Annotated in this window: 20 protein-coding genes; 11 read left to right on the top strand and 9 right to left on the bottom strand. The window is 70.7% G+C overall.

The window, feature by feature from the left end:
• The first annotated feature begins 146 nt into the window (after positions 1-146).
• From AB3X07_RS08660 to AB3X07_RS08645, 4 genes are all read left to right on the top strand, one after another.
• The gene (locus tag AB3X07_RS08660; RefSeq protein WP_369944054.1) at positions 147-2,525 is read left to right on the top strand and encodes a penicillin acylase family protein; all 2,379 of its coding nucleotides are present in this window, start codon (positions 147-149) and stop codon (positions 2,523-2,525) included.
• 97 nt (positions 2,526-2,622) lie between these two features.
• On the top strand, positions 2,623-3,666 hold the full coding sequence (locus AB3X07_RS08655; protein WP_369944052.1) for a right-handed parallel beta-helix repeat-containing protein: 1,044 nt from the start codon (positions 2,623-2,625) through the stop codon (positions 3,664-3,666).
• A gap of 136 nt (positions 3,667-3,802) precedes the next feature.
• Positions 3,803-4,897 carry a GGDEF domain-containing protein gene (locus AB3X07_RS08650; RefSeq protein WP_369944050.1) on the top strand — a complete coding sequence of 365 codons (1,095 nt, stop codon included), beginning with the start codon at positions 3,803-3,805 and terminating at the stop codon, positions 4,895-4,897.
• A 214-nt stretch (positions 4,898-5,111) separates the two neighbouring features.
• The gene (locus tag AB3X07_RS08645) at positions 5,112-6,182 is read left to right on the top strand and encodes a sensor domain-containing diguanylate cyclase (protein WP_369944049.1); all 1,071 of its coding nucleotides are present in this window, start codon (positions 5,112-5,114) and stop codon (positions 6,180-6,182) included.
• Between the two features lie 78 nt (positions 6,183-6,260).
• On the opposite strand, the gene AB3X07_RS08640 is transcribed toward AB3X07_RS08645, so the two are convergent.
• From AB3X07_RS08640 to map, 9 genes are all read right to left on the bottom strand, one after another.
• Entirely contained in the window at positions 6,261-6,407 is a 147-nt protein-coding gene (locus AB3X07_RS08640) for a hypothetical protein (protein WP_369944047.1), read from the bottom strand.
• The gene (asnB, locus tag AB3X07_RS08635; RefSeq protein WP_369944046.1) at positions 6,404-8,095 is read right to left on the bottom strand and encodes an asparagine synthase B; all 1,692 of its coding nucleotides are present in this window, start codon (positions 8,093-8,095) and stop codon (positions 6,404-6,406) included. Before asnB ends, AB3X07_RS08640 begins: the two co-directional genes overlap by 4 nt.
• A gap of 283 nt (positions 8,096-8,378) precedes the next feature.
• Positions 8,379-9,509, bottom strand: coding sequence for a succinyl-diaminopimelate desuccinylase (dapE, locus tag AB3X07_RS08630; RefSeq protein ID WP_369944045.1), 1,131 nt, complete (start codon positions 9,507-9,509; stop codon positions 8,379-8,381).
• A gap of 46 nt (positions 9,510-9,555) precedes the next feature.
• Positions 9,556-10,014, bottom strand: a complete 459-nt coding sequence (locus tag AB3X07_RS08625; RefSeq protein WP_369944044.1) for a GNAT family N-acetyltransferase — start codon at positions 10,012-10,014, stop codon at positions 9,556-9,558.
• Positions 10,011-10,367, bottom strand: a complete 357-nt coding sequence (locus AB3X07_RS08620; RefSeq protein ID WP_369944042.1) for an arsenate reductase — start codon at positions 10,365-10,367, stop codon at positions 10,011-10,013. Before AB3X07_RS08620 ends, AB3X07_RS08625 begins: the two co-directional genes overlap by 4 nt.
• 237 nt (positions 10,368-10,604) lie before the next feature.
• A complete protein-coding gene (locus tag AB3X07_RS08615) occupies positions 10,605-11,126 on the bottom strand; it encodes a hypothetical protein (protein ID WP_369944041.1) in 522 nt (173 codons plus the stop codon).
• 1,100 nt (positions 11,127-12,226) lie between these two features.
• Positions 12,227-13,249, bottom strand: coding sequence for a 2,3,4,5-tetrahydropyridine-2,6-dicarboxylate N-succinyltransferase (gene dapD, locus AB3X07_RS08610; RefSeq protein WP_369944039.1), 1,023 nt, complete (start codon positions 13,247-13,249; stop codon positions 12,227-12,229).
• A complete protein-coding gene (locus AB3X07_RS08605; RefSeq protein WP_369944697.1) occupies positions 13,249-15,855 on the bottom strand; it encodes a [protein-PII] uridylyltransferase in 2,607 nt (868 codons plus the stop codon). Before AB3X07_RS08605 ends, dapD begins: the two co-directional genes overlap by 1 nt.
• Positions 15,856-15,884: 29 nt before the next feature.
• On the bottom strand, positions 15,885-16,661 hold the full coding sequence (gene map, locus AB3X07_RS08600) for a type I methionyl aminopeptidase (protein ID WP_369944037.1): 777 nt from the start codon (positions 16,659-16,661) through the stop codon (positions 15,885-15,887).
• 227 nt (positions 16,662-16,888) lie between these two features.
• Here map and AB3X07_RS08595 point away from each other — a divergent pair, with 227 nt between their 5' ends.
• The 7 genes from AB3X07_RS08595 to rpsB all read left to right on the top strand — a co-directional run bounded on the left by AB3X07_RS08595 (position 16,889) and on the right by rpsB (position 23,688).
• Entirely contained in the window at positions 16,889-17,392 is a 504-nt protein-coding gene (locus tag AB3X07_RS08595) for a spore coat U domain-containing protein (RefSeq protein WP_369944036.1), read from the top strand.
• A gap of 12 nt (positions 17,393-17,404) precedes the next feature.
• On the top strand, positions 17,405-18,145 hold the full coding sequence (locus tag AB3X07_RS08590; RefSeq protein WP_369944035.1) for a molecular chaperone: 741 nt from the start codon (positions 17,405-17,407) through the stop codon (positions 18,143-18,145).
• Positions 18,099-20,465: a fimbria/pilus outer membrane usher protein gene (locus AB3X07_RS08585; RefSeq protein WP_369944033.1), complete on the top strand. Its 2,367-nt coding sequence runs from the start codon at positions 18,099-18,101 to the stop codon at positions 20,463-20,465. Before AB3X07_RS08590 ends, AB3X07_RS08585 begins: the two co-directional genes overlap by 47 nt.
• A complete protein-coding gene (locus AB3X07_RS08580; RefSeq protein ID WP_369944032.1) occupies positions 20,462-21,484 on the top strand; it encodes a spore coat U domain-containing protein in 1,023 nt (340 codons plus the stop codon). The genes AB3X07_RS08585 and AB3X07_RS08580 overlap by 4 nt, the downstream gene beginning before the upstream one ends.
• An 82-nt stretch (positions 21,485-21,566) precedes the next feature.
• Positions 21,567-21,890: a hypothetical protein gene (locus AB3X07_RS08575; protein ID WP_369944031.1), complete on the top strand. Its 324-nt coding sequence runs from the start codon at positions 21,567-21,569 to the stop codon at positions 21,888-21,890.
• Entirely contained in the window at positions 21,891-22,604 is a 714-nt protein-coding gene (locus AB3X07_RS08570; RefSeq protein WP_369944030.1) for a molecular chaperone, read from the top strand. It begins immediately after the preceding gene.
• A 283-nt stretch (positions 22,605-22,887) separates the two neighbouring features.
• Complete coding sequence (rpsB, locus tag AB3X07_RS08565) at positions 22,888-23,688, top strand: 30S ribosomal protein S2 (RefSeq protein WP_369944029.1); 801 nt, start codon at positions 22,888-22,890, stop codon at positions 23,686-23,688.
• Positions 23,689-23,770 lie beyond the last annotated feature (82 nt).

The following is a 23,770-nucleotide window of genomic DNA, read 5'->3' as shown; positions in this document are numbered from 1 at the left end:
CATTACCATCCCGATTCCAGCCGATATCCGCACTGCGTGTCCGCGTGCGACTGCATCGCGCGCGATTCGGAGGCGCGCCAGCGGGGGTTGCACCGAAACGACATGCGGCCTTGTCTAGAATTGGGCATCGGCCAGGAGATGTACGCATGCGGAGCAAGTGGAAACAGGGAATGCTGTGGCTGACGGTGCTGGCGCTCGGTGCGTTGCTGCTGGGGTGGCTGCTGTTGCGCGGCAGCCTGGCCACGCTCGACGGCCAGGCCGACCTGGAGGGGCTGGCCGGCCCGGTGCGCGTCGAGCGCGACGCCCTGGGCGTGGTCACCATCGACGCCGGCAGCGAGGCCGACGCGATGCGCGCGCTCGGCTACGTGCACGCGCAGGAACGCTACTTCCAGATGGACCTGATGCGTCGCGCCGCCGCCGGCGAACTGGCCGAACTGGTCGGCCGCGCCGCGCTGGGCGTGGACAAGGGCCGTCGCCCGCACCGCCTGCGCGCGCGCGCCGGCGCGCAACTGGCCGGCTTCGGCGGCAGCCACGCCGCGGCGCTGGACGCCTACAGCGCCGGCGTCAACGATGGCCTGCACGCGCTGCGGGTGCGGCCGTGGCCCTACCTGCTGCTGTTCAAGGCACCGCGCGACTGGCAGCCGGTGGACTCGCTGCTGGCCGGCGATGCGATGTACTTCGACCTGCAGGGCCGCCAGGGCGACCGCGAACTGTCGCTGTACCGGTTGCAACAACATCTGCCGGCACCGCTGTTCGCGCTGCTGCGCCACGACGGCAGCAGCTGGGACGCCGCCCTGGATGCGCCGGCGCGCGGCGACGCCTCGCTGCCCGGCGCCGGCCAGGTCGATCTGCGCACCCTGCCCGATGCGACGGCCGACGGCGGCACGGCCGACCACGCCGCGTCCGGCAGCAACAACTGGGCCATCGCCGGCAGCCGCAGCGCCGACGGCCGCGCCATCGTCGCCAACGACATGCACCTGCAACTGGGCGCGCCCAGCCTCTGGTTCCGGGTGCGCCTGCGCTACGCCGACGCGCGGGCGCCGGGCGGCCGCGTGGACGTCAGCGGGTTTTCGCTGCCGGGCCTGCCGGCGGTGATCGTCGGCAGCAACGGCCACGTCGCCTGGGGCTTCACCAACAGCTATGCCGACACCAGCGACTGGTACCGGCTGACGCCCTGCGCGGCCACCCCGCAACCCGGCTGCACCGCCGTGGTCCACCACCGCGAACGAATCGCGGTGGACGGCGCGCCCGATATCGCGCTGGACGTGGAGGACACGGTCTACGGCCCGATCCTGCAGCACGAGCCGGACGGCACCGCGCTGGCGCAGCGCTGGGTGGCGCAGTTGCCCGGCGCGCTGAACCTGGGCCTGGCCGACCTGGCGCGCGCCGACTCCCTGGACAGCGCCTTCGCCAGCGCGCGGTCCATCGCCACCCCGGCGCAGAACATGGTGCTGGCCGACAGCGGCGGGCGCATCGGCTGGCGCGTGCTGGGCGCGCTGCCGGTGCGTGGCCCCGGGTGCTCCAGCGCGACGCTGGTCCACGACGTCAGCGCGGCGGTGCCGGCGGCGCAACGTTGTGCGCCCTGGCCGGTCTCTACCGCGCAGTCGCCGCAGCGCCTCGATCCGGCCGACGGCCAGTTGTGGACCGCCAATGCGCGCGTGGTCGGTGGCGAGGAACTGGACCGCCTCGGCGATGGCGGCTACGTGCTGGGCGCGCGCGCGCAGCAGATCCGCGACGACCTGCGCCTGCATCCGCGGTTGGACGAGCGCCAGCTGCTGGCGATCCAGCTCGACGACCGTGCGCTGCTGCTGCAGCGCTGGTGGACGCTGCTGCAGCAACGCGACGGCGGCGATGCCACGCCCGCGCTGCACGCGCTTGCCCAGGCCAGCAAGCACTGGGAAGGGCGTGCCAGCACCGAGTCGGTGAGCTACCGGCTGGTGCGCGCCTGGCGTCTGGCGCTGCTGACCCGGATCCGCGACGGTCTGATCGCGCCGGCGCGCGCCAACCTGGGCGCCGACTACGCGATGCCACCGCTGCCGCAGTTGGAGGGCGTGGCCTGGCCGCTGCTGCAACAGCAGCCGCCGCACCTGCTGCCGCGCCGCTACCGCAGTTGGCAGGCGCTGCTGGAGGATGCCGCCGCCGAGGTGCGCGACCAGCCGGGCGTGGACACGCCGCTGCCGCAGCGCCGCTGGGGCGAGGCGAACATCGCCGCGATCTGCCATCCGCTGGCCGGCGCGCTGCCGGGCCCATTGAAGCGCCCGCTGTGCATGCCGGCGCAAGCGCTGCCCGGCGACAACGACATGCCGCGGGTACAACGTCCGGACTTCGGCGCTTCCGAGCGCATGGTGGTGGCGCCCGGCCACGAGGCCGACGGCCTGGCGCACATGCCCGGCGGGCAGAGCGAACACCCGCTGTCGCCGTTCTGGGGCGCCGGACACGCCGACTGGGTGCAGGGCCGTGCCGTGCCGTTCCTGCCGGGTCCGCCGCGCTTTACGCTGACGTTACGACCGCCTGCGCGACAATGACATCGCGCACAGCCGCTGCCTGCCGGCGCCGCGCGGCCCGCCACGGCGGCCGCGCGACCGCGTTGCGCCCTTCCCTCCCCAGCCGAGCCCGTATCCGATGACGCTACGCCCCCTGCTCGCCCTGTTGTTGCCACTCGCCGCCGGCCTGTACGGCGGCGACGCCGGCGCGGCGGCGCCCGCGGCCACCGCGGCCACCGCGTGCAACGTGCGCGCCGAACCCGGCGACGACCTGCAGGCCGCGGTCGACCGCGTGCCCAACGACGGCAAGCCGGCCACGGTCTGCCTGACCGCCGGCGACTTCCACGTCACCAAGCTGCTGTCGATCCAGCGCGACGGCCTGCGCCTGCGCGGCCAGGGCGACGCCACCGTGCTGCGCATGCAGGATGGCGTGCAGCAGCCGGTCATCGTGCTCGGCGACTACCAGAACGAGCGCCCGCAACGGCCGATCCGGGACGTCAGCATCGAACAGCTGCAGATCGTCGGCGGCAGCGCCGAGAAGGAGTTCATGCCCGAGCGCCCCTACCTGAGCAACAGCCTGGTGGTGGTGCGCGCCGGCCAGAACATCCGCCTGTCCGGGCTGCGCGTGAGCAAGTGCCGCAGCGCCTGCCTGCTCAGCGAATACGACAGCCGCGACCTGCTGATCGAGCGCAACGACGTCTCCGGCGCGATCTGGGACGGGGTCTCGTTCAACCGCACCGCCAAGGTCAAGCTGGTCGACAACTACATCCACGACAACGTCGCCGCCGGCATCACCACCGAGCACCTGGAAGACAGCGAGATCCGCAACAACCGTCTGGAGCGCAACGGCAGCCAGGGCGTGTACCTGGCCGATGCGCGGCGCAACCTGTTCGTCGGCAACCAGTTCATCGGCAACAAGGGCGCCGGCATCTACCTGGCCTGCTCGATCCGCCAGCGCACCCCGGAGATCCTGTGCTGGGACAACAGCATGAGCCAGGACAACACCTTCGAGAACAACACCTTCCAGAGCAATCCCTATACCTACACGATCGGCGTGGACCGCGCGGCCAACTGCAGCGGCGCGGAGTTCCGCCAGAACCTGTGGCGCAAGAACAACCGGGCCGACGCCTCCGGCGTGGACATCCAACCCGAGCGCTACGGGCGCTGCATGCGCTTTGAATAGGCCGCCGCGCCACGCACGGGCGCGCGCGGGCGCGCCGCCGCCGGCTGCGGCGCGTGCGCCGACCCACGCCGTGCGCGCGGGCGGCAACGGGCCGCGGCGCTAGCGACCGGGCGATCAGGGCAGCCGAGGCGCATCCATGGAGCCAGATGGCGTTTCCCTCGCAGACCGCCGCCGCGACGCGGCCGCGTCTGCGGCCGACGAGACGACCTACCGGAACTACATCCGGCGCATGCTCGGCGGTTCCATCGCCACCATCCAGTTGCTGACCCTGGTGGCGTGGCCGGCGTCGGTCCTGTGCAATCCGCATCTGCAGCAGCCGCTCGACGCCCGCTACGCGCTGGTCTTCGTCGCCCTGCTGATCGCCTCGGCCAACATGAGCCTGGCCAAGCGCTTCTGGCAATGGCGGCAGAGCGGCTTCCTGTTCGTGATCGCGCTGACCACCGCGTTCCGGGTCGAACTCCACGCCATGGGCGAGCACGGCCTGTTCTGGCTGCTGCCGGTGACCGCCATCATCTGCCTGGGCGCCAGCCTGCTGTTCTCGTTCTCGCGCGACTACCTGGTGGCGATGGCCTGCATCTGGACCCTCATGTTCGCAGGACAAGCACAACTGGTTCCGGCCGCGGTGGACCTGCCGCTGCTGGCGATCCTGCTGACGGTGGTGGCCTTGCTCGGCATCGCCATCAACCGCATGTTCGTCGGCGCCATGCGCACCGCCTACACGCTGCAGGAGGACTACCGGCGCCTGGCCGAGACCGATCCGTTGACCGGCATCGCCAACCGCCGCGCGCTGATGACGCAGCTGCGCGCGGCCGCCGCGCGCAGGCACGGCACGGTGCACTTCGCGATGCTCGACGTCGACGATTTCAAGCAGGTCAACGACACCCATGGCCACCATGTCGGCGATGCGGTGCTGCTGGCGCTGGCCACCGCACTGGGCGAACTGGGCCCGCGCTGCAGGATCGGCCGGCTGGGCGGCGAGGAATTCGGCGTGGTGTTCGAGGACATGCGCGACGCGCAGGTCGCCGCGGCGTTGCAGGGCCTGCTGGAGCGGGTCCGCGGCCTGCGCGTGGAGGGCGTGGCGTTCGCGTTCAGCGCCGGCGCCGCGCGGCTGGGCGCCAGCGGCGAGACCACCGACCTGCTCAAGCGTGCCGACCAGGCGCTGTACGCGGCCAAGCGCGACGGCAAGGGCCGGATCCATCTCGACCACCGGGACGGTACGCACGACGCCTGAACCGGCAGCGGCGCGGGCCGCGTTGCCATCGCCGCGGCGGCACGACGCGCCACGTCATCGCCGCGCGCCACCAGCAACGTCTTGCGTGGCAACCACCGCTCAAGTCCACGCCCCTGCGTGCCGATAACCTCGCATCGATCCAGGGCGCGCCTCCGTGCAGGCACAGCCACGCCCGCACATCACGAACCGGCCGGTACGCGCCGTTGGGCAGGACATGACGTACAGGGAGCACATTCGCCACCTGCTGGGCCGTTCGACCACCGCCATCCACGCCCTGACCCTGTCGATCTGGGTCGCGACGCTGCTGTTCAACCCCTATCTGCCGCAACCCTGGGACCTGGTCAACGCGACGCTGTTGGCCGTCATGTGCGGCGCCGCGGCCAGTACCCTGCTGGCGCGCGGCTTCTGGCAATGGCGGCTGAGCAGCGCGCTGTACGTGCTGGCGCTGGCGCTGGCCTACCAGATCGAACTGCAGCAGATGGGCACGCACAGCGCCTTCTGGCGGCTGCCGGTCGCGGTCACCCTGTGCCTGGGCATCAACCTGCTGTTCCCGTTCACGCGCGACTACCTGCTGGCGCTGGCCTACACCTGGACGATCATGCTGACCGGGCAACCGTTGCGGCTGGCGGCCCACGGCGATCCGGCGCTGCTGGGCCTGCTGGTGGTAGCGGTATCACTGATCGGCGTGGCGATGAACCTGGCCTTCGCGCGCAGCATGCTGAGCAGCTACCGGCTGAAGGAGGACTACCGGCGCATGTCCGAGACCGATGCGCTCACCGGGCTGGCCAACCGCCGCGCGCTGATGGCGCAACTGCACGCGCTGGCCGCCGAACGCGGCCACGCCGGCGCCGTGCATTTCGCGATGCTGGACATCGACGATTTCAAACAGGTCAACGACACCCACGGCCACGATGTCGGCGACGCCGTGCTGCTGGCGCTGGCCGCGGAACTGGCGCGACCGGAGCACGGCTGCCGGGTCGGCCGGCTCGGCGGCGAAGAATTCGGCATCCTGTTCGAGGGCATGAGCGACGCGCAGACCGGGGCGCTGCTGCAACGACTGCTGGACCGCGTGCAGCGGATCCGCGCCAAGGGCGTGACCTTCACCTTCAGCGCCGGGGTCGCGCGCATGCGGCCGGGTGGCGAGGTCGCGGACCTGCTCGAACGCGCCGACCGCGCGCTGTACGCGGCCAAGCGCGACGGCAAGAGCCGCATCCGCGTGGACGGCGGCCAGTCGCCGGCGGGCCTGCACGGCGCCCACGGCACCACGGCGGCGGATCTGCCGTAGCGGCGCGTCGCCGTCGCGCTGCGGCAGACGCGCGCGCGCCGGTCGCGCATCGCCGCAGGGGTGACCGCGCGAGCCGCTCTACGGTTCGCCACAAAAGCGCATGCCCACAGCAGCGCTGCGCTGAACCGGTCGACGGCCCTGCGTGCGTGCCAGCGCCGCAGCGCCGGAGCTGATCGCGCCGAGCGCCAGCCTGCCGGCGATCACCGGCAGGCTGGCGGCGCTCATGCCAATGCCTGCGCGTGCACCCCGGCCACCGCGCGGCCGGAAGGATCGGCCATGGCCGCGAAGCTCGCGTCCCAGGCGATCGCCGCTGGCGACGAGCACGCGATCGACTTGCCGCCGGGCACGGTCTCGGCCGCGGCCGGGCTCGGGAACGCGCGCTCGAACAGGCTGCGGTAGTAGTACGCCTCCTTGGTCTGCGGCGGGTTCACCGGGAAACGCTTGTTGGCCGCGGCCAGTTCGCGGTCGCTGACCTGCGCCTCGGCGTGCGCCTTCAGCCCATCGATCCAGCCATAGCCGACGCCGTCGCTGAACTGCTCCTTCTGCCGCCACAGGATCGACTCGGGCAGATAGCCTTCGAAGGCGTCGCGCAGCACGCCTTTCTCCATGCGCGCCGCGCCGCCGCTGGCCTTGTCGATCATCTTGTACTGGGCGTCCATGCGCATGGCCACGTCCAGGAATTCCACGTCCAGGAACGGCACACGCGGCTCCACGCCCCAGGCCATCATCGACTTGTTGGCGCGCAGGCAGTCGTAGTTGTAAAGCGCGTCGAGCTTGCGGATCAGTTCCTCGTGGAACTCGCGCGCGTTCGGCGCCTTGTGGAAATACAGGTAGCCGCCGAAGATCTCGTCGCTGCCCTCGCCGGAGAGCACCATCTTCACCCCCATCGCCTTGATCCGCCGCGCCAGCAGGAACATCGGCGTGGAGGCGCGGATGGTGGTGACGTCGTAGGTCTCGATGTGCCGGATCACCTCCGGCAGCGCGTCCAGGCCTTCCTCGAAGGTGTATTCGAAGCCGTGATGCACGGTGCCCAGCGCCTCGGCGGCGATCGCCGCGGCCGCCAGGTCCGGCGAGCCCTTCAGGCCGATCGCGAACGAGTGCAGGCGCGGCCACCAGGCCTCGGCCTCGTCGTTCTCCTCGATGCGCTTGCGCGCGAAGCGCGCGGCCACCGCCGCGACCAGCGACGAATCCAGCCCGCCGGACAGCAGCACGCCATACGGCACGTCGGTCATCAGTTGGCGATGCACGGCGCGCTCGAACGCCTCGCGCAGTTCCTGCTTGCTCACCTCCACGCCCTGCACCGCCGCGTAGTCGCGCCACGGCTTGCGGTAGTACTGCACCAGCTCGCCGCTGGCGCTGTCGTAATAGTGGCCCGGCGGGAACTGGGCGACGTCGGCGCAGGTGTCGGCCAGCGACTTCATTTCCGAGGCCACCCGCAGCCGGCCCTGCGTGTCGTGGCCCCAGTACAGCGGGCACACGCCCATCGGATCGCGCGCGATCAGCACGCGGCCGGCGGCCTTGTCCCATAGCGCGAACGCGAAGATACCGTTGAGGCGGTTCAGCAACTCAGTCGGCGTGGCTTCGCGATACAGCGCATTGATCACCTCGCAATCCGATCCGGTCTGGAAGGCGTAGGGCTGGGCGAGTCGCTGCTTCAGTTCGCGGTGGTTGTAGATCTCGCCGTTGACCGCCAGCGCCAGTTGCCCGTCGTCCGACAGCAGCGGCTGCGAGCCACCGGCCGGGTCGACGATGGCCAAGCGCTCGTGGACCAGGATCGCGCCGTCGTCGACATACACGCCGCTCCAGTCCGGGCCACGGTGGCGTTGCCGCTGCGAGCAGTCCAGCGCCTGCCGCCGCAATGCCTGCAGGTCGTCGCCCGGTTGCAGGCCGAAGATGCCGAAGATCGAACACATGGAAAAGCTCCTGATCGTGGGGATGGTGTTTCAATCCCCGGCCATGGATGGCCGGGCTCGTGTGGAGGTATCCACACCGCAGGCACAAAAAAACCCGCATCGGCCGATGCGGGTTTTCTGGTGGCTGGGCGCGGTGTTTCTGGTAGCGCCTAGTCGCAGACCCGCATCGGCCGCGCACGATTATTCGCCAGCGCATGATTGCGGCCGTTGGTGGTGTTCGGGCGGAGGGCGGACAGCGAGGTCATGCGGCGACCGTAACCCGGCGCGCGGGCCGGCGCAACTGTTACCGCAGCAACCGTTCGATCAGGCGCAGGTACAGATCCGGCAACGCCTCCAGGTCGGCCACGCGCACATGCTCGTCGACCTGGTGGATGCTGGCGTTGACCGGGCCGACCTCGATGCACTGCGCGCCCAGCGGGGCGATGAAGCGCGCATCGGAGGTGCCGCCACCGGTGCTTTCCTCCGGCGGCGCGCCCGCGACCTCGCCCAGCACCTCGCGCGCCACCTGGCGCAGCGTGCCCTCCGGGGTGTAGAACGGCTCGCCGCTGCGATGCCAGCGCAGGCTGTAGTCCAGCCCATGGCGATCGAACAGCGCGGCGATTTCCGCTTCCAGTCGCGGGGCATCCCAATGCGGCGTGTAGCGCAGATTGAACGCGACCTGCAGTTCGCCGGGGATCACGTTGTTGGCGCCAGTGCCGGCATGCACGTTGGAGATCTGCAGGCTGGTCGGCGGGAAGCTCTCGTAGCCGTCGTCCCAGTGCCGGGCGACCAGGTCGGCCAGCGCCGGCGCGGCCAGGTGGATCGGATTGCGCGCCTTGTGCGGATAGGCCACATGGCCCTGCACGCCACGCACCACCAGCGTGCCGGAGAGGCTGCCGCGGCGACCGACGCGGAGCAAGTCGCCGAGCCGGTCGGTGGACGAGGGTTCGCCGGTGATGCACCAGTCGATGCGTTCGCCGCGCTCGGCGAACAGGCGCGCCACGTGGCGCACGCCATTGATCGCATCGCCTTCCTCGTCGCTGGTCAGCAGCAGCGCCAGCGTGCCCGGGTGCCGCGGCTGCGCGGCCACGAAGCGTTCGGCGGCGACCACGAACGCGGCCACGCTGCCCTTCATGTCGGCGGCACCACGCCCGTACAGCACGCCGTCGCGAATCTGCGGCGCGAACGGATCGCTGGCCCAGGCGTCGCGCGGCCCCGGCGGCACCACGTCGGTATGGCCGAGCAACGCCAGCACCGGCCCATCGCCGCCGCGATGGGTGGCCCACAGGTTGTCGACCTGGCCGCAACGCAAGCGTTCGAGGACGAAACCGGCGCGCTCCAGCCGCTGCGCGATCAGCGCCTGGCACCCGGCATCGTCGGGCGTGACCGACGGGCGGGCGATCAGGTCGCAGGCGAGTTCAAGGACATCGGACATGCAAGGACACCTTCTGGAACGCAAAGGAAGGAACGCAACGAACGGGTCACTCGGTCGCGCCAGGCCAGCGCATGCACTGCACGCGCACCGCGAAGGTCTCGTTGCCGGGCATCCGACCGCCGTACGTGCTGGTCTCGACGAAGCCGCAGGCGCGGTAGAACGCCTGCGCCGCCGCATTGCCCTCGAGCAGTTCCAGCGACAGGCCGTCGGGCTGCGCCGCCTGCACCGCGGCCACCAGCGCCTGGCCGACCCCGCGCCGGCGCGCGGCCGGATCCACGTACAGCCAGGCCAGTTCCTCGCCGTTGTCGGCGACGAAGCCCAGCACCTGCCCATCGCACTCGGCGACCTGCAGGCGGTAGTCGAACAGGCCCTCGCGCTCGGCCGCGATCGGCAGCGGCAGGAACGCATCCGTCAACCCCGCGGCCTGCAGTTCCTCCAGGCGCGCGGCGTCGTGGATGACGCACAGGCGCGCCCAGTCGTCGTCTCGATAAGGACGGATGTTCATTTCAACCCAAAGCGCTGCTTGAAGCCGTTGTCCGAGAAGCCCTGGCTGAACTGACCGTCCTCGGTCACCACCAGCGGCCGCCGGATCAGTTGCGGATACTCGCGCAGCAGCAGCTTCCACTCGGCCTCCGAGCCGGGCGTCTTCTTGTTGTCGGGCAATTGCCGCCAGGTGGTCGAGGACTTGTTGACCAGCGCATCGAAGCCGCCGGCCCGGCCCGCCCAGTCCAGCAGCGTCTCCGGGCTGGGCTTGTGCTCGCGGTAATCGACGAAACTGTAGGCCACGCCGAAGCGGTCCAGCCACTTCGTCGCCTTCTTGCAGGTGTCGCAGTTCTTCAATCCGTACAACGTCGTCATCGGCACTGTCTCATTGACTAAAGCCCCTCTCCCACCGGGAGAGGGGTCGGGGTGAGGGTCCGCCCGCCAGGGCGCATCGAATCCCTCAGGATTCCACGCACAGCAAGGCGGCGAGCGGGACCGCAAGGATACGAGCCGTGCGTCCGTCATCGACAGGCACCCAGGCAATGCGCGTGATCTTACCCGGCATGCGCACCGTCGGCTCCCTGCGGGAAACGCGATCAGCCGCGCCAGGCCTCACTGCGCCGGCACCTCCTTGAGCTGCGCCGAGTCGATCCGCCAGCGCAGTTGTGCCGCCGAGGCGCCGTCCACGCCGTTGACGCGGCGCAGGATGTAATCGCCACGGAAGCGTTGCCGCGTGCCATCGTCCAGCGTCGCCTCCACGGTGACCGGCACCGGCTGGTAGACCGATCCGGCGGCGCCCTCGCCGGCGCCGAGCGCGCCGATCGTCGCCGTCACCGCACGGGTCCGCGCGAAGCCGGCCTTGAACGCCGCGTAGGACTGCCCCGGACGCCCGTCCTCGCCCCACTGCCGCCAGGCCACGGCGTAGTCGCGCGCGTTGATCGCCGCGTAGTAACGCCGCACCACGTCCGCCGCCGCCTGCGGGCTGTCGGCGGCCGGGCCGCACTCGGCCGTGGTCGGTCCGTCGCGGCCGAGCAGCGCGCAGCCGCGGGCGATCTCGTCGTCGATCATGGCGCAGCTGTTGGCGGCGTTGCAGGGCGGATGGGTGGCCGGCGACACCGCGCGGCAGGTGGTCACCCGCGCGGTCGCGGCGGCGGCGCCGATCTCGGCGACGCAGGACAGCGGCTCAGTCGCCTCACTGGTACTCGCCGTCGGCGTCGCAGGCGGTTGTGCAGGCGCGGAGGTCGCGGCCGACGGCGGAGTTGGCGCAGCGACCGTCGCCGCAGGCGTGTGGTCACCCGCAGGGGCCGTCTGCGCCGGTGCGCCCTCGCGCCCGCACCCGGACAGCGCGAACACCACCGTCATCCAACAAACCCATTTCGTCTTCCGCATCGGAGTCTCCTGTCGGCGCAGCGGCAGCGCCCGGCGACGGTCTGCGCCGGGCATGGTCGGGTCCGATGCGCGCCGCCACCGCGGCGCCCGAACCTGCATGGCAGCGTATCCGGCCACCGATGTACGCCGGGTATGCGCCCTACCCCTGAGCGTGGGATCGCGAATCAGTGGGAAACCAAACACCGCCTCGCGCCGGCGGCGACCCAAAAACCGTTGTCCGGCCTACCTGAAGGCTACACGGCGGTGCTAGGCCAACAGCTACCTGGCATACCGACGACGACGCACGACGCTGCCGCTTGCTTCAAGCACGAAGCGCTGGAGGCGCTCCTACGCAGCGGCCGTCCGTTGCGCGAGATACCGCCGTTGCATTTGCTTTTGCTTTTGCTTTTGATTTACCGGGTTCCCTTCCGCAGCGGCGGATGGACCGGGGAAACACCCGAAGGGCGGCGCACATGGATGTGCGCCGTCCGCGGCAGGGGCAGGATGCCCCTTCCGCGGATCCCCGGTGCATCCGCAGACCCGGAGCGCGCAGCGCGGAGGGCGCAAGGCAGGGCGTGCTTTCTTTTGGTTACTTTTCTTTGCACGAGCAAAGAAAAGTGACTCGCCCGCAAGGGCGAAAGCCTTTGCCGTTGCCCTTGCTCCAAGCTCAGATGCTTGATGAGTGGCAATGTAAGAGCGGCTTCAACGTCGACACGATGTGCTACCGCAATGCCGCGCGTCTTTGCAAATGCCACCGTCATACGCTCAAACAGCAACTGCGCAACGTAGGAAGATGGCCCCGTTTAGCCAAAAAGCCGGCGGGGAAATGCCAGAGCTAGACCGGGCTTGCACCGTTCTCACCCCACTCAGTCCGCCAACCCACGCAGCAAATCGTTGACACTGGTCTTGCTGCGAGTCCTGGCATCGACCTGCTTCACGATCACCGCGCAATACAGCGAATGCGAACCGTCCTTGGACGGCAACTGCCCGGACACCACCACACTGTACGGCGGCACGTACCCATAGGACACCTCGCCAGTGGCGCGGTTGTAGATCCGCGTGCTCTGCCCAATGAACACCCCCATGCCGATCACGCTGTGATGACCGACCACCACGCCCTCCACCACCTCCGAGCGCGCACCGATGAAACAGTGGTCCTCGATGATGGTCGGGCCGGCCTGCAGCGGTTCGAGCACGCCGCCGATGCCGGCGCCGCCGGACAGGTGGCAATGCTTGCCGATCTGCGCGCAGGAACCGACCGTCGCCCAGGTATCGACCATGGTGCCCTCGCCCACGTGCGCGCCGATGTTGGTGAAGCTCGGCATCAGCACCACGTCCTTGCCGAAATAGCTGCCGCGGCGCGCGATCGCGCCCGGCACCACGCGCACCCCGGCCTTGCGGAACTCGGCCTCGTGGTAGCCGGCGAAGCGCGACTCCACCTTGTCCCAGAACGGCGCCGGCTGCGCCTCGACCACGGCCATCTCGTTGACCCGGAAATACAGCAGCACGGCCTTCTTCAGCCACTCGTTGACCTTCCAGCCACCATGCCCGTCCGGCTCGGCGACGCGGAACTCGCCGCGTTCCAGGCCATCGATGACGCGATTGACCACCGGCCGGGTCGAACCTTCGATCTCGTCCAGGGTCAGGGTGGCGCGGCGCTCGAAGGCGCTGTCGATGGTGAACTTCAGTTCGTCGGCGCTGGGGCCGGCGGCCGGCTTGGCGCGCACCGGCCTGGCCGGCGGCTTCGGCGCGACGACGGGCGTTGCGACAGCGGCGGCGACGGTCTTCTTGGCGACGGTCTTCTTGGCGACGGCCTTCTTGGCAACGGTCTTGCCGGCGGCGGTCTTGGTAGCGGACTTCTTGGCGGCGGCAGGCTTCTTGGTGGCCATTAGCGGGGATCTCCAGGCGGAATGTCGGGGTCCAGGCAGGCCTGCAATGCGGCATGCAGCGCCTGACGGGAGGCGTCGGGCAAGGGCTGATTGTGTTCGTCGGTGATCTGGAACAGATCCTCGGCGCGCTCGCCGAAAGTGGCGATGCGCGCGTCGTGCACGCGCAAGCGCTGGCGGCGCAGCACCTGCGCCACGTTGGAGAGCAGTCCCGGCCGGTCCGGCGCGACCAGGCTCAGGCGGGTGCGGCGACCATCCACGTCCTCGCGGAACTCGATGCGCGGCGCGAAGCGGAAATGCCGCAGTTGCCGCGGCACCACCCGCCGCGCCGGGCGCAGCCGGGTCAGGTCGCCGGCCAGCGCCTCGCGCAGCGCCGCCTCCAGTTGCGCCGGGTCGCCGCTGGCGAAGGCGTCGGCCGGCATCACCTCGAAGGTGTCGAAGATCGCGTCGTGCGGCGCGTCCAGCACGCGCGCGCGGTGGATGCCGTAGCCGCAACGGTCCAGGGTCATCACGATCGCGGCGAACAGGCCGTCGCGGTCGGGCGAATACACGAACACTTCCAGCGCCGCGTCGTCGGGGGTGACCGGACGCACCTTGACCAGGGTTCCGCCCAGTTCCACTTCCATCAGCGCCGTCGCCTGCCAGGCCAGTTGCTCGGGGCGGAAGCGCAGGAAACTCTCGTCCGGCATGCCGGCGAACTGGCGGTCGATGACCGTATCGTCGTGGCCCTGCAGATGCATCAGCGCGCGCGCGGCCTCGCGCGCCTCCTGCACCCGCTCGGCGACCGGCAGCGGATGCTCCAGGCCTTCGCGCAGCGCGCGCCGCGCGGCGAAATACAGGTCGGCCAGCAAGCGGTCCTTCCAGGCGTTCCACAACTTGGGGCTGGTGCCGGCGATGTCGGCGCAGGTCAGCAGGTACAGGTAGTCCAGGCGCTCGCGGTCGCCGACCAGGGTGGCGAACCGGTGGATCACGTCCGCATCGGAGATGTCCTGCTTCTGCGCGGTCACCGACATGCGCAGGTGCTGCTCGACCAGCCACGCGACCAGGTCGGTATCGGCGGCGCGCAGCCCATGCGCGGCGCAGAACGCGCGCGCATCGACCGCGCCGAGTTCGGAATGGTCGCCGCCACGGCCCTTGGCGATGTCGTGGAACAGCCCTGCCAGCAGCAGCAGTTCCGGCTTGCGCAGGCGCGGCCACACCTCGTGCGCGATCGAGAAGCGGTCGTCGGCGCGGGCGCTGGCGAACACCGCCATGTTCTTCAGCACCATCAACGTGTGCTGGTCCACGGTGTAGACATGGAACAGGTCGAACTGCATGCGTCCGGACACCTGCGCGAACGCCGGGATCCACTGCCCGAGCACGCCCAGCCGCGCCATCCGGGTCAGCGTCTGCACCGCGCGCGGGCCGCGCAGGAGGGCCAGGAAGCGCTCGCGCGCCGCCGCGCCGGCATCGGCGTAGGCCGGCAACCGCGGCAGCGCCTCGGCCAGCGCACGCGCGGTCAGCGAATGCAGCCCGCGCACCTCGCCATGCGCGGCCCAGGTCGCGAACAGCGCGAACACCTGCACCGGGTCGGCCTGCGGCCAACGCTCGGCATCTGCCGCCAGATAGCCGCGGCGCAGCGAGAAGCCCTCGCCCAGCGGTTGCGGCTGCGCCTCGCCGTCGAACTGCTCCTCGAAGCGCTGCAGCAGCCGGTCGCTGAGCCGGCGCACGATCGCGGCGCTGCGGTAGAAGCGCTGCATCATCTTTTCGACGCCCAGGCTCTCGGCGTCGTCGGAGAAGCCCAGGCGTTGCGCCAGGGTCTTCTGGTAGTCGAAGCGCAGGCGCTCCTCCGGCCGGTTGGCGACCAGGTGCAACCCGTAGCGCAACCGCGCCAGTTCGCGGCGCTCGCGGCGCAGCGCGGCGGCCTCGTCGCCGCCGACGTGGCCGAGCCCGATCAACGGCTCCAGGTCGCGCACGCCGAACGCGCGCAGCGCCATCCAGCCCAGCGTGTGCAGGTCGCGCAGGCCGCCGGGGCCGTCCTTGATGTCCGGTTCCAGGTTGTCGGCGGTGTCGCCGAAGCGCTGGTGGCGGGTCTGCAGTTCCTCGCGCTTGGCCATGAAGAATTCGCGCGGCGGCCACACGCGCGGCGGCGCGATGGCCGCGGCCAGCGCCGCCTTGGCCGCGGCGTCGGCCTGCAGCGGGCGCGCCTCAATCAGCGCGGTCAGCACGGTCTGGTCGGCGCAGGCCGCGGTGCACTGCGCGGCCGAGCGCACCGCGTGGCTCACCGGCACGCCGGCATCCCACAGCAGCGCGAACAGCCGCGCCAGGGCCTGCTCGTGCAGGCGCTGGCACTGTGCTTCGCCGAACACCAGCAGGTCGATGTCCGAGCGCGGGAACAGTTCGCCACGGCCATAGCCGCCGACCGCGTAGAGCGCCAGCCCCGCATCGCGGGGCACGCAGCGGCTCCAGGCGTGCCGGATCAGTTGGTCCAGCGCGCGCGCGCGCAGCGCCAGCAAGCGGTCGATGTCGTCGCCCTGGTCGAAGCGCTTGTTCAGCCGCGCATCGGCCTGGGCCAGCAGGTGTCGCGCCGCCGCGGCCCAGTCGGCATCGTCGGCGCCGGCATCGGGCATGCCGGCATCGGCACCGGCCGGCAGCAGGCTCACGGCTCGCCGAGGCCGCCGGGCGACAGGGTCAGCACGTCCACGCCGTCCTCGGTGACGGCGACCATGTGCTCCCACTGCGCCGAGAGCTTGCGGTCCTTGGTGACCACGGTCCAGCCGTCGGGCAGCACGCGGGTGTGGCGGGCGCCTTCGTTGATCATCGGCTCGATGGTGAAGGTCATGCCCGGCTTCAGCACCAAGCCTTCGCCTGGGCGCCCGTAGTGCAGCACCTGCGGCTCGTCGTGGTAGACCTTGCCGATGCCGTGACCGCAGTACTCGCGCACCACGCTGAAGCGCTGGCTTTCGGCGTACTGCTGGATCGCGTGGCCGATGTCGCCGAGCGTGGCGCCCGGGCGCACCGCGCGGATGCCGCGCCACATCGCCTCGTAGGTCGCCTCGACCAGGCGCCGCGCCATCACCGACGGCGTGCCGGCGTAGTACATGCGGCTGGTGTCGCCGTGCCAGCCGTCCTTGATCACGGTGACGTCGATATTGACGATGTCGCCGTCCTTCAGGACCTTGCTGTCGTTGGGGATGCCATGGCAGATCACGTTGTTCACCGACGTGCACAGGGTCTTCGGATAGCCGCGGTAGCCGACATTGGCCGGCACCGCCTGCTGCACGTTGACGATGTGGTCGTGGCACAGCCGGTCCAGCTCGGCGGTGGTCACCCCCGGCTTCACGTGCGGCCCGATCATGTCCAGCACCTCGGCGGCCAGGCGGCCGGCGACGCGCATCTTCTCGATGTCCTGGGGACTTTTCAGATTGACGGTCATACCCACCATTATCGCTCATCCGCGGGCTTCCTGAACGCGCCCATGGAGGCCGTCGGATTTTCGACCCCGGAGACGCCATGCGACCGTCTTCACAAATTCGAATCCGTGGATCGGTGAAGGACATCACGTCAAAAACCTAGATGCGCATCCATAAAAATGTGAAATGGCACACGTTTTGTATTGGCCCAGGCACCGACGGACTCCGTCATTCCGAAGAGCCTTCACCCATGCAAGCTTTCCATCGCGCCCTTGCCACTGTCGCCTTGCTGGCCGCCGGGACCGGCGTGGCGTTCGCCCAATCCGACTCGCGCACCTTCAACGTCAAGATCCAGATCACCAGCGTCTGCGACATCCAGACCGCGCCAACCGACGTCGATTTCGGCAGCGTCAACTCGACCCAGACCTCGATCAACAGCACCGGTACCTTGAACGTGCGCTGCACCTCGGGCACCCCGTACAACATCGCGCTCAACGCCGGCAGCGGCTCCGGCGCCACGGTGACCTCGCGCACCATGGGCAGCGCCGATGCCGGCAATACCGCGCGCGTGCCCTACGCCCTGTACCGCAACTCGGCGCGCACCCAGAACTGGGGCTCGACCATCGGTACCGACACCCAGGCCGGCACCGGCAATGGTGCGGTGCAACCCCTGGTCGTCTACGGCCAGGTCGCCAGCACCAATTACCCTGCCGGTGCGTACAGCGACGTCGTCACCGCCACCGTCACCTGGTAACCGGAGCACCCCATGTCCCTGCGCCGATTCCCCGTTTTGCGTGTGCTGGCCGCCGCCGGCCTGTGGCTGGCGGCGACGCTGGCGGGCCAGGCCGCCAGCCTGCAGGTCGCGCCGACCTCGGTACAGCTGAGCGCGGAGGAGACGGCGCAGGGCCTGTGGTTGAGCAACAGCGGCGATACGCCGCTGCAGGCGCAGGTGCGGGTATTCCGCTGGCGCCAGCACGAGGGCGAGGACCTGCTCGACGCCAGCGACCGGATCGCGATCAGCCCGCCGATGCTGCAACTGGCGCCGCACTCGCGGCAACTGGTGCGCATCATCCGCCTGGACGATGCGCCCCGCACCACCGAGGACACCTACCGGGTGCTGGTGGACGAACTGCCGTCGCCCGACGCCGGCGCCGGCAACGCCGCCGGCCTGCAGTTCGTGCTGCGCTACTCGGTGCCGATCTTCGTCAAGCCGGCCGCCGCCGCGGCCCCGTCGTTGCAGGCCAGGGTGATCCGCGATGCCGACGCGCCGGCGCTGGAAGTCGTGAACCAGGGCACCGAACACGCGCAGGTGGTGGACCTGCATTTCATCGCCAGCGACGGCACCCGTGCCGCGATCGCCGACGGCCTGGCCGGCTACGTGCTGCCGGGCCAGCGCAAGCGCTGGCCGCTCCCTCCCGCGCTGGTGCGTGCCGACGGCACGTTCAAGGCCACGATCAACGGTGAGCCCCTTGCTCAGTCGCTCGCGCTGGACGCACAGGCTCCTTGAGCTGCTGCTGGCGCTGTGGGCCTGCGCCGCACAGCTCGCGGTCGCCCAGCCGAGCGGCGCCGTACCGGAACAGGAAACGCTGTACCTGGAGGTCACCCTGAACCAGACCCGCAAGCCCGGACTGTTCCGCTTCCAGCGCGAAGGCGAGCGCATGCGCGCCGATGCCGCCACGCTGCGCCAGCTCGGCCTGCGCCTGGAGGACGGCAACGCCGGCACGGCGATCGCGCTGGACGACCTGGACGGGGTGAGCTACCGCTACGACGCCGGCCTGCAGCAACTGGCGATCGACGCGCCGGTGGCCCTGCTCGACGTGCCGGTGACCCGCATCGACGCGCAAGGCGGCGGCGCGGCGCTGCCGGCGACCAGTTCGCCCGGCGCGCTGCTGGACTACGACCTGTACGCCAGCCACCAGGGCAGCGCCAGCAACCTCACCGCCAGCGGCGAAGTGCGCGGCTTCGGCCTGGGCCGCGGCGTGCTCGACGGCGCCATGCTCCGTCAATCCTTCGTCGCCCGCCTGTACCGCGAGCCGCGCCGCGATTGGCGCAGCCAGGCGATCCGCCTGGACACGCAGCTGTGGTGGTCGCTGCCCGACCGCATGACCAGCGTGGTGCTCGGCGACACCCTGAGCAGCAGCACCACCTGGAGTCGCGCGCTGCGCCTGGGCGGGATCCGGGTCGGCCGCGACTTCGGCCTGCAGCCGTACCGGGTGACTACGCCGCTGCCGGAATTCCTCGGCGAAGTGACCGTGCCCTCGAGCGTGGACCTGTACGTCAACGGCATCCGCCAATACGGCTCGGCGCTGCCGGCCGGCCCGTTCCAGCTGTCGGCCGCGCCCGGCGTGGACGGCGCCGGCAACGCGCAACTGGTGATCACCGACGCCTATGGCCGCAGCCGTTCGGTCGAGTTCCCGTTCTATGCCACCCAGGACCTGCTGGCCGCGGGCCTGGACGACTGGTCGCTGGCGCTGGGCCGTGTCCGCCAGGGCTACGGCAGCGACAGCGTCGACTACGCCGGCCCCATCGTCGGCAGCGCCAGCTGGCGCCGCGGCGTCAGCGCCGGCTTCACCGCCGAAGCACACGCCGAGGCCGGCGCCGGGGTGCGCAACGCCGGCGCCGGCGGGATCTGGCTGCTGCCGCGCGCCGGGGTGCTCAGCGCGTCGCTGGCGCACAGCCACGGCGACGGCCGCAGCGGCCACCAGTACGCGCTCGGCTATCGCTGGAACAACGGCCGTTTCAACGTCGCGCTGGACACGCAACGCGCGCAGCGCGACTACCGCGACGTGGCCGCCGAATACGGCGCGGCACCGCCGCGGATCAGCGAGCGCGCGCTGGTCGGGGTCACCTGGAACCGGGTCGGCAACGTCGCCCTGAGCTACGTGCGCCTGTCCTACCCGGACAGCGGCGATCTGCGCTACGCCAGCATGTTCTGGAGCCGGGCGCTGCCGTGGCAGTCCTCGCTGAACCTGAGCGTCAACCAGAACCTGGACCAGGCCAGCGACCGCAGCCTGTATCTGGGCTGGTCGGTCTCGCTGGGCGGCGCGCGCCAGGCCAGCGTCGCGCTGCAGCGTGCCGGCGGCGAGCGCCTGGGCGTGGCCGCCGACCTCAGCCAATCGGCCCCGGCCGAGGGCGGCAGCGGCTGGCGGGTCCAGGCGCGCAGCGGCCAGGACGGCGCCGGCGGCCTGGCCGAAGCCACCTGGCGGCGCGACAACGCGCGCTATGCGGCCGGGGTGGCCAGCTACGGCGGGCAGGGCTACGGCTATGCCGAAGCCTCCGGCGGCGTGGCCTGGATCGGCGGCGGCTGGTTTCCCGGCCGCGATCTCGACCAGGCCTTCGCCCTGGTCTCCACCGGCGGCGTGGCCGACGTGCCGGTGCTGCTGGAGAATCGCCCGGTCGGCGTCACCGACGCGCGCGGCTTCCTGCTGGTCGCTCCGTTGATGGGCTGGCAACACAATCAGCTGTCGATCGACCCGATGCGGCTGCCGCCGCAGATGCGCCCGGAGCGGGTCGACCAGATCGTGGTGCCGCGCGACCGCACCGGGGTGGTGGTGGCCTTCCCGATCCGCAGCAGCGACGGCGTGCTGGTGCAACTGCACGACGCGCAGGACGCGCCGCTGCCGGTCGGTAGCCGGGTCCGCGGCCCCGGCATCGACGCGGTGGTCGGCTACGATGGCGAGGCCTACCTGGAAGGACTCAAGGCCGGACCCAACGACCTGGAGGTGGAGACCGTGGCGGGCAACTGCCGGGTGCGCATCGACCACGCCGCGCAGCGCCGCCCGACCCGCCTGGGACCGTTGCGCTGCGGCGCGGAGGCGGCGCCGTGAGCGCCGCCGTCTGGCGCTGCTGCCTGGCACTGGCCCTGGCGCTGGCCGCCGCACTGGCGCCGCTGCGCGCCGGCGCCACCACCACCTGCACGGCGGTGGCCACCGCGCTGGACTTCGGCAGCGTCTCCAACAGCGCGGCCACCGACACCTCCGCGCAGATCACCGTCACCTGCCAGACCGGCGCGCTCAGCATCCTCGGCACCATCTACGTGCGCATGTGCCTGAACATCGGCGAAGGCGCGCAGGGCGGCGGCCTGGGCATCGCGCCGCGGCGCATGCTCAACCCGCTCAGCGACAGCCTCAGCTTCCAGCTCTACCGCGACAGCGCGCGCAGCCTGATCTGGGGCAGCACGCTGAACGCCTCCACCCCGCTGCAGGTGGACCTGACCTATTCCTCGCTGGTGACCGGCGGCAGCGGCAGCGCCAGCTACACCCTCTACGGGCGCATCCCCTTGCAGAGCGGCATCGCCACCGGGACGTACCAGAACAACTTCAGCGGGGTCTACACCAACCTGCAGTACCGCTACGACGAACCGCTGATCGGCACCCCGGCGAGCATGCCCGCCTCCTGCACCACCGGCGGCACCGGCGGCGCCAGCGCGGTGCAGTTCCCGTTCGTCGGCTCGGCCACTGTGGCCCCGGTCTGCACCATCGCCAGCATCGCCGACCTGGACTTCGGCACCCAGTCCGGCCTGGTCGACACCGCGCTCAACTACACCACCACGCTCAGCATGAACTGCCGCCGGCGCACCGCCTGGCAGGTCAGCCTGGACAATGGCCAGAACGCCAGCGGCACCGTCCGCCGCATGCGCAACGCCGCCGGGCAGTACCTGACCTACGAGCTGTACCGCGACGCGGCGCGCAGCCAGCGCTGGGGCAGCACCCTCAACAGCGACACCCAGACCGGCACCGGCACCGGCAGCGCGCAATCGCTGATCCTGTACGGTCGGGTCCCGGCGGCGCAGACCCCGCGCCCGGGCAGCTACAGCGACGTGGTCAAGGTCACGGTCACCTACTGACGGATGAACGCGTGCCCGCGGCGGCGATAAAGTTGCGCTGGCGGGCGCCGTTATCTGTCGTGTCCTCTCCGGGAAACCGCCCATGACCGCCAGCCCGTTCATGCAATCGTTGCTGCTCGCAAGCCTGTGTGCCGTCTGCGCCAATGCCGCCGCGCAGTCCATTGCCGCCAACGAAAGCACGGCGTTCCGGGTGGGCATCCAGTTGCAGCGCAGCTGCGAGATCGGCGCCGCCGCGCGCGACCAGCCCGGCGCGATCGCCCAGGTGGCCTGCACCCGGCCCCTGCCCTACCAGGTCAGCATCGACGGCGCCAGCGCGCCGGGCACGAACGGCGCGCTGGCACTGAGCCTGAGCGCGGCCGGCGGCCCGTTGCGCCAGGATGCGCGCTACACCACGGTCGCGTTCTAAGTGCGCCGGCGCCATCGCGCACGCCTAGCCGGCCTGCTGCTGGCGGTGCTGCCGGGCCTGGCCGCGGCCGCCGGGGTGCGCATCAGCCCGATGATCGTGCGCCTCGCCGCCGATGCGCAGACCGCCGAGATCTGGCTGGACAACACCCAGGACCGGCCCTGGCAGGCCCAGGCCCGGCTGTACCGCTGGCATCAGACCAACGGCGCGGAGCAGTTGCTGCCGACCGACGACGTCCAGCTCAGCCCGCAACTGCTCGACATTCCCGCGCACGGGCGGCAATTGTTGCGGGTGGTCCGCACCGGGCCGGGCGCGACCGACCGCGAACAGGCCTACCGCCTGGTCCTGGAAGAGCGCCCGGCGGCGGACGCCGCCACCGCCGACCCACGCCTGCTGCTGCGCTATTCCACCCCGGTGTTCCTGTCCGCGCCCGGCGCCGCGGCGGCCCCCGCGCTCAGCGCCAGCGTGGTCGTCGACGTCCACGGCCCGGAACTGCAGGTGCGTAATCGCGGCAACGCGTACGCACGGCTCAGCGACCTGAGCTTCGTCGGCGCCGACGGCCGCACGGTGACCCTGTTCCACAACCTGGCCGGCTACGTGCTGGCCGGCGAACAGAAGCGCTGGCCGCTGCCGGCCGAGCTCGGCACCGCGCGCGGCGGCCATTTCGCCGCCCGCCTGGACGGCGACGCGGCGCTGCAGGCGCTGCCGGCCGAATGACCCGCCACACGCGGGTTTGCGCTGCCAGCCGCGGCCGGTTATAGTTCCGCTGCTTCATTGCGCCCATCCGGGCCAGCGAACCGTCCACGCCGGACGCACCGGCGAATCCACACCTGCTGCCATCGCCCGTGCCGGGGTGCTCCGCGAGGAGTTCGGTCACGGAGGCCGCAGGGAGGCCCAACCCCGGAACCGTCGTGCCTGCCCGCCAGGGCCTGCACGTCCATGCGCGGACGTCACCTATCACCGCCCGCGCACGGCCGGTTCCCCATCAGGAGTCACTGCAATGCCTCAGGTCACCATGCGTCAGATGCTGGAAGCCGGCGTCCACTTCGGCCACCAGACCCGCTACTGGAACCCCAAGATGGCGCCGTACATCTTCGGCGCGCGCGGCAAGATCCACATCATCAACCTCGAGAAGACGGTTCCGCTGTTCAACGACGCGATGAACTTCATCTCCAGCGTCGCGCAGAAGCGCGGCACCATCCTGTTCCTGGGCACCAAGCGCAGCGCCCGCGACTCGGTGAAGGAAGAAGCCGAGCGTTGCGGCCAGCCGTTCATGACCCAGCGCTGGCTGGGCGGCACGCTGACCAACTTCCGCACCGTCAAGCAGTCGGTGGCGCGCCTGAAGGAGCTGGAAGCGGCCGAGACCGACGGCACCTTCGACAAGCTGGTCAAGCACGAAGTGCTGACCCTGCGCCGCGAGCGCGACAAGCTGCAGGCCTCGCTGGGCGGCATCAAGGAAATGAACCGCCTGCCCGACGCGCTGTTCGTCATCGACATCGGCCATGAAGACATCGCCATCAAGGAAGCCAAGAAGCTCGGCATCCCGGTGATCGCGGTGGTCGACACCAACTACAACCCGGAACTGGTGGACTACGCCATCCCCGGCAACGACGACGCCATCCGCGCCGTGCAGCTGTACGCCCGCGCCGCCGCCGACGCCGTGCTGGAAGGCAAGGCCGCCGCGCCGAACGCCGCCAGCGTGCGCGAGGACGAGTTCAGCGAAGCCGGCGACGACAAGGGCCGCGGCCCGCGCAAGAACGGCAAGAAGGCCGAAGAAGCCGCCGCTCCCGCCGCCGAGTAACCGGCGCGCCATGCGACTGCGCGAACATGCGCGGTCGCCCCCCCGGCGCGCGCGGCGCGCCCGGGTCCGCGGGCGCCGCAAG

The sequence above is a fragment of the Xanthomonas sp. DAR 35659 genome, from assembly GCF_041242975.1.
Taxonomy (GTDB): domain Bacteria; phylum Pseudomonadota; class Gammaproteobacteria; order Xanthomonadales; family Xanthomonadaceae; genus Xanthomonas_A; species Xanthomonas_A medicagonis.
The sequence above is the reverse complement of the archived record's forward strand: the minus strand, read 5'-3'. Positions and strand labels throughout refer to the sequence as shown.

Coding starts and splice junctions, on each gene's coding strand:
- AB3X07_RS08650 (WP_369944050.1), top strand. CDS start 3,803: ATGGAGCCAGATGGCGTTTCCCTCGCAGACCGCCGCCGCGACGCGGCC.
- AB3X07_RS08605 (WP_369944697.1), bottom strand. CDS start 15,855: ATGCCCGATGCCGGCGCCGACGATGCCGACTGGGCCGCGGCGGCGCGA.
- map (WP_369944037.1), bottom strand. CDS start 16,661: ATGACCGTCAATCTGAAAAGTCCCCAGGACATCGAGAAGATGCGCGTC.
- AB3X07_RS08595 (WP_369944036.1), top strand. CDS start 16,889: ATGCAAGCTTTCCATCGCGCCCTTGCCACTGTCGCCTTGCTGGCCGCC.
- AB3X07_RS08625 (WP_369944044.1), bottom strand. CDS start 10,014: ATGAACATCCGTCCTTATCGAGACGACGACTGGGCGCGCCTGTGCGTC.
- AB3X07_RS08640 (WP_369944047.1), bottom strand. CDS start 6,407: ATGAGCGCCGCCAGCCTGCCGGTGATCGCCGGCAGGCTGGCGCTCGGC.
- AB3X07_RS08620 (WP_369944042.1), bottom strand. CDS start 10,367: ATGACGACGTTGTACGGATTGAAGAACTGCGACACCTGCAAGAAGGCG.
- AB3X07_RS08590 (WP_369944035.1), top strand. CDS start 17,405: ATGTCCCTGCGCCGATTCCCCGTTTTGCGTGTGCTGGCCGCCGCCGGC.
- dapD (WP_369944039.1), bottom strand. CDS start 13,249: ATGGCCACCAAGAAGCCTGCCGCCGCCAAGAAGTCCGCTACCAAGACC.
- AB3X07_RS08645 (WP_369944049.1), top strand. CDS start 5,112: ATGACGTACAGGGAGCACATTCGCCACCTGCTGGGCCGTTCGACCACC.
- dapE (WP_369944045.1), bottom strand. CDS start 9,509: ATGTCCGATGTCCTTGAACTCGCCTGCGACCTGATCGCCCGCCCGTCG.
- AB3X07_RS08655 (WP_369944052.1), top strand. CDS start 2,623: ATGACGCTACGCCCCCTGCTCGCCCTGTTGTTGCCACTCGCCGCCGGC.
- AB3X07_RS08660 (WP_369944054.1), top strand. CDS start 147: ATGCGGAGCAAGTGGAAACAGGGAATGCTGTGGCTGACGGTGCTGGCG.
- rpsB (WP_369944029.1), top strand. CDS start 22,888: ATGCCTCAGGTCACCATGCGTCAGATGCTGGAAGCCGGCGTCCACTTC.
- asnB (WP_369944046.1), bottom strand. CDS start 8,095: ATGTGTTCGATCTTCGGCATCTTCGGCCTGCAACCGGGCGACGACCTG.
- AB3X07_RS08575 (WP_369944031.1), top strand. CDS start 21,567: ATGACCGCCAGCCCGTTCATGCAATCGTTGCTGCTCGCAAGCCTGTGT.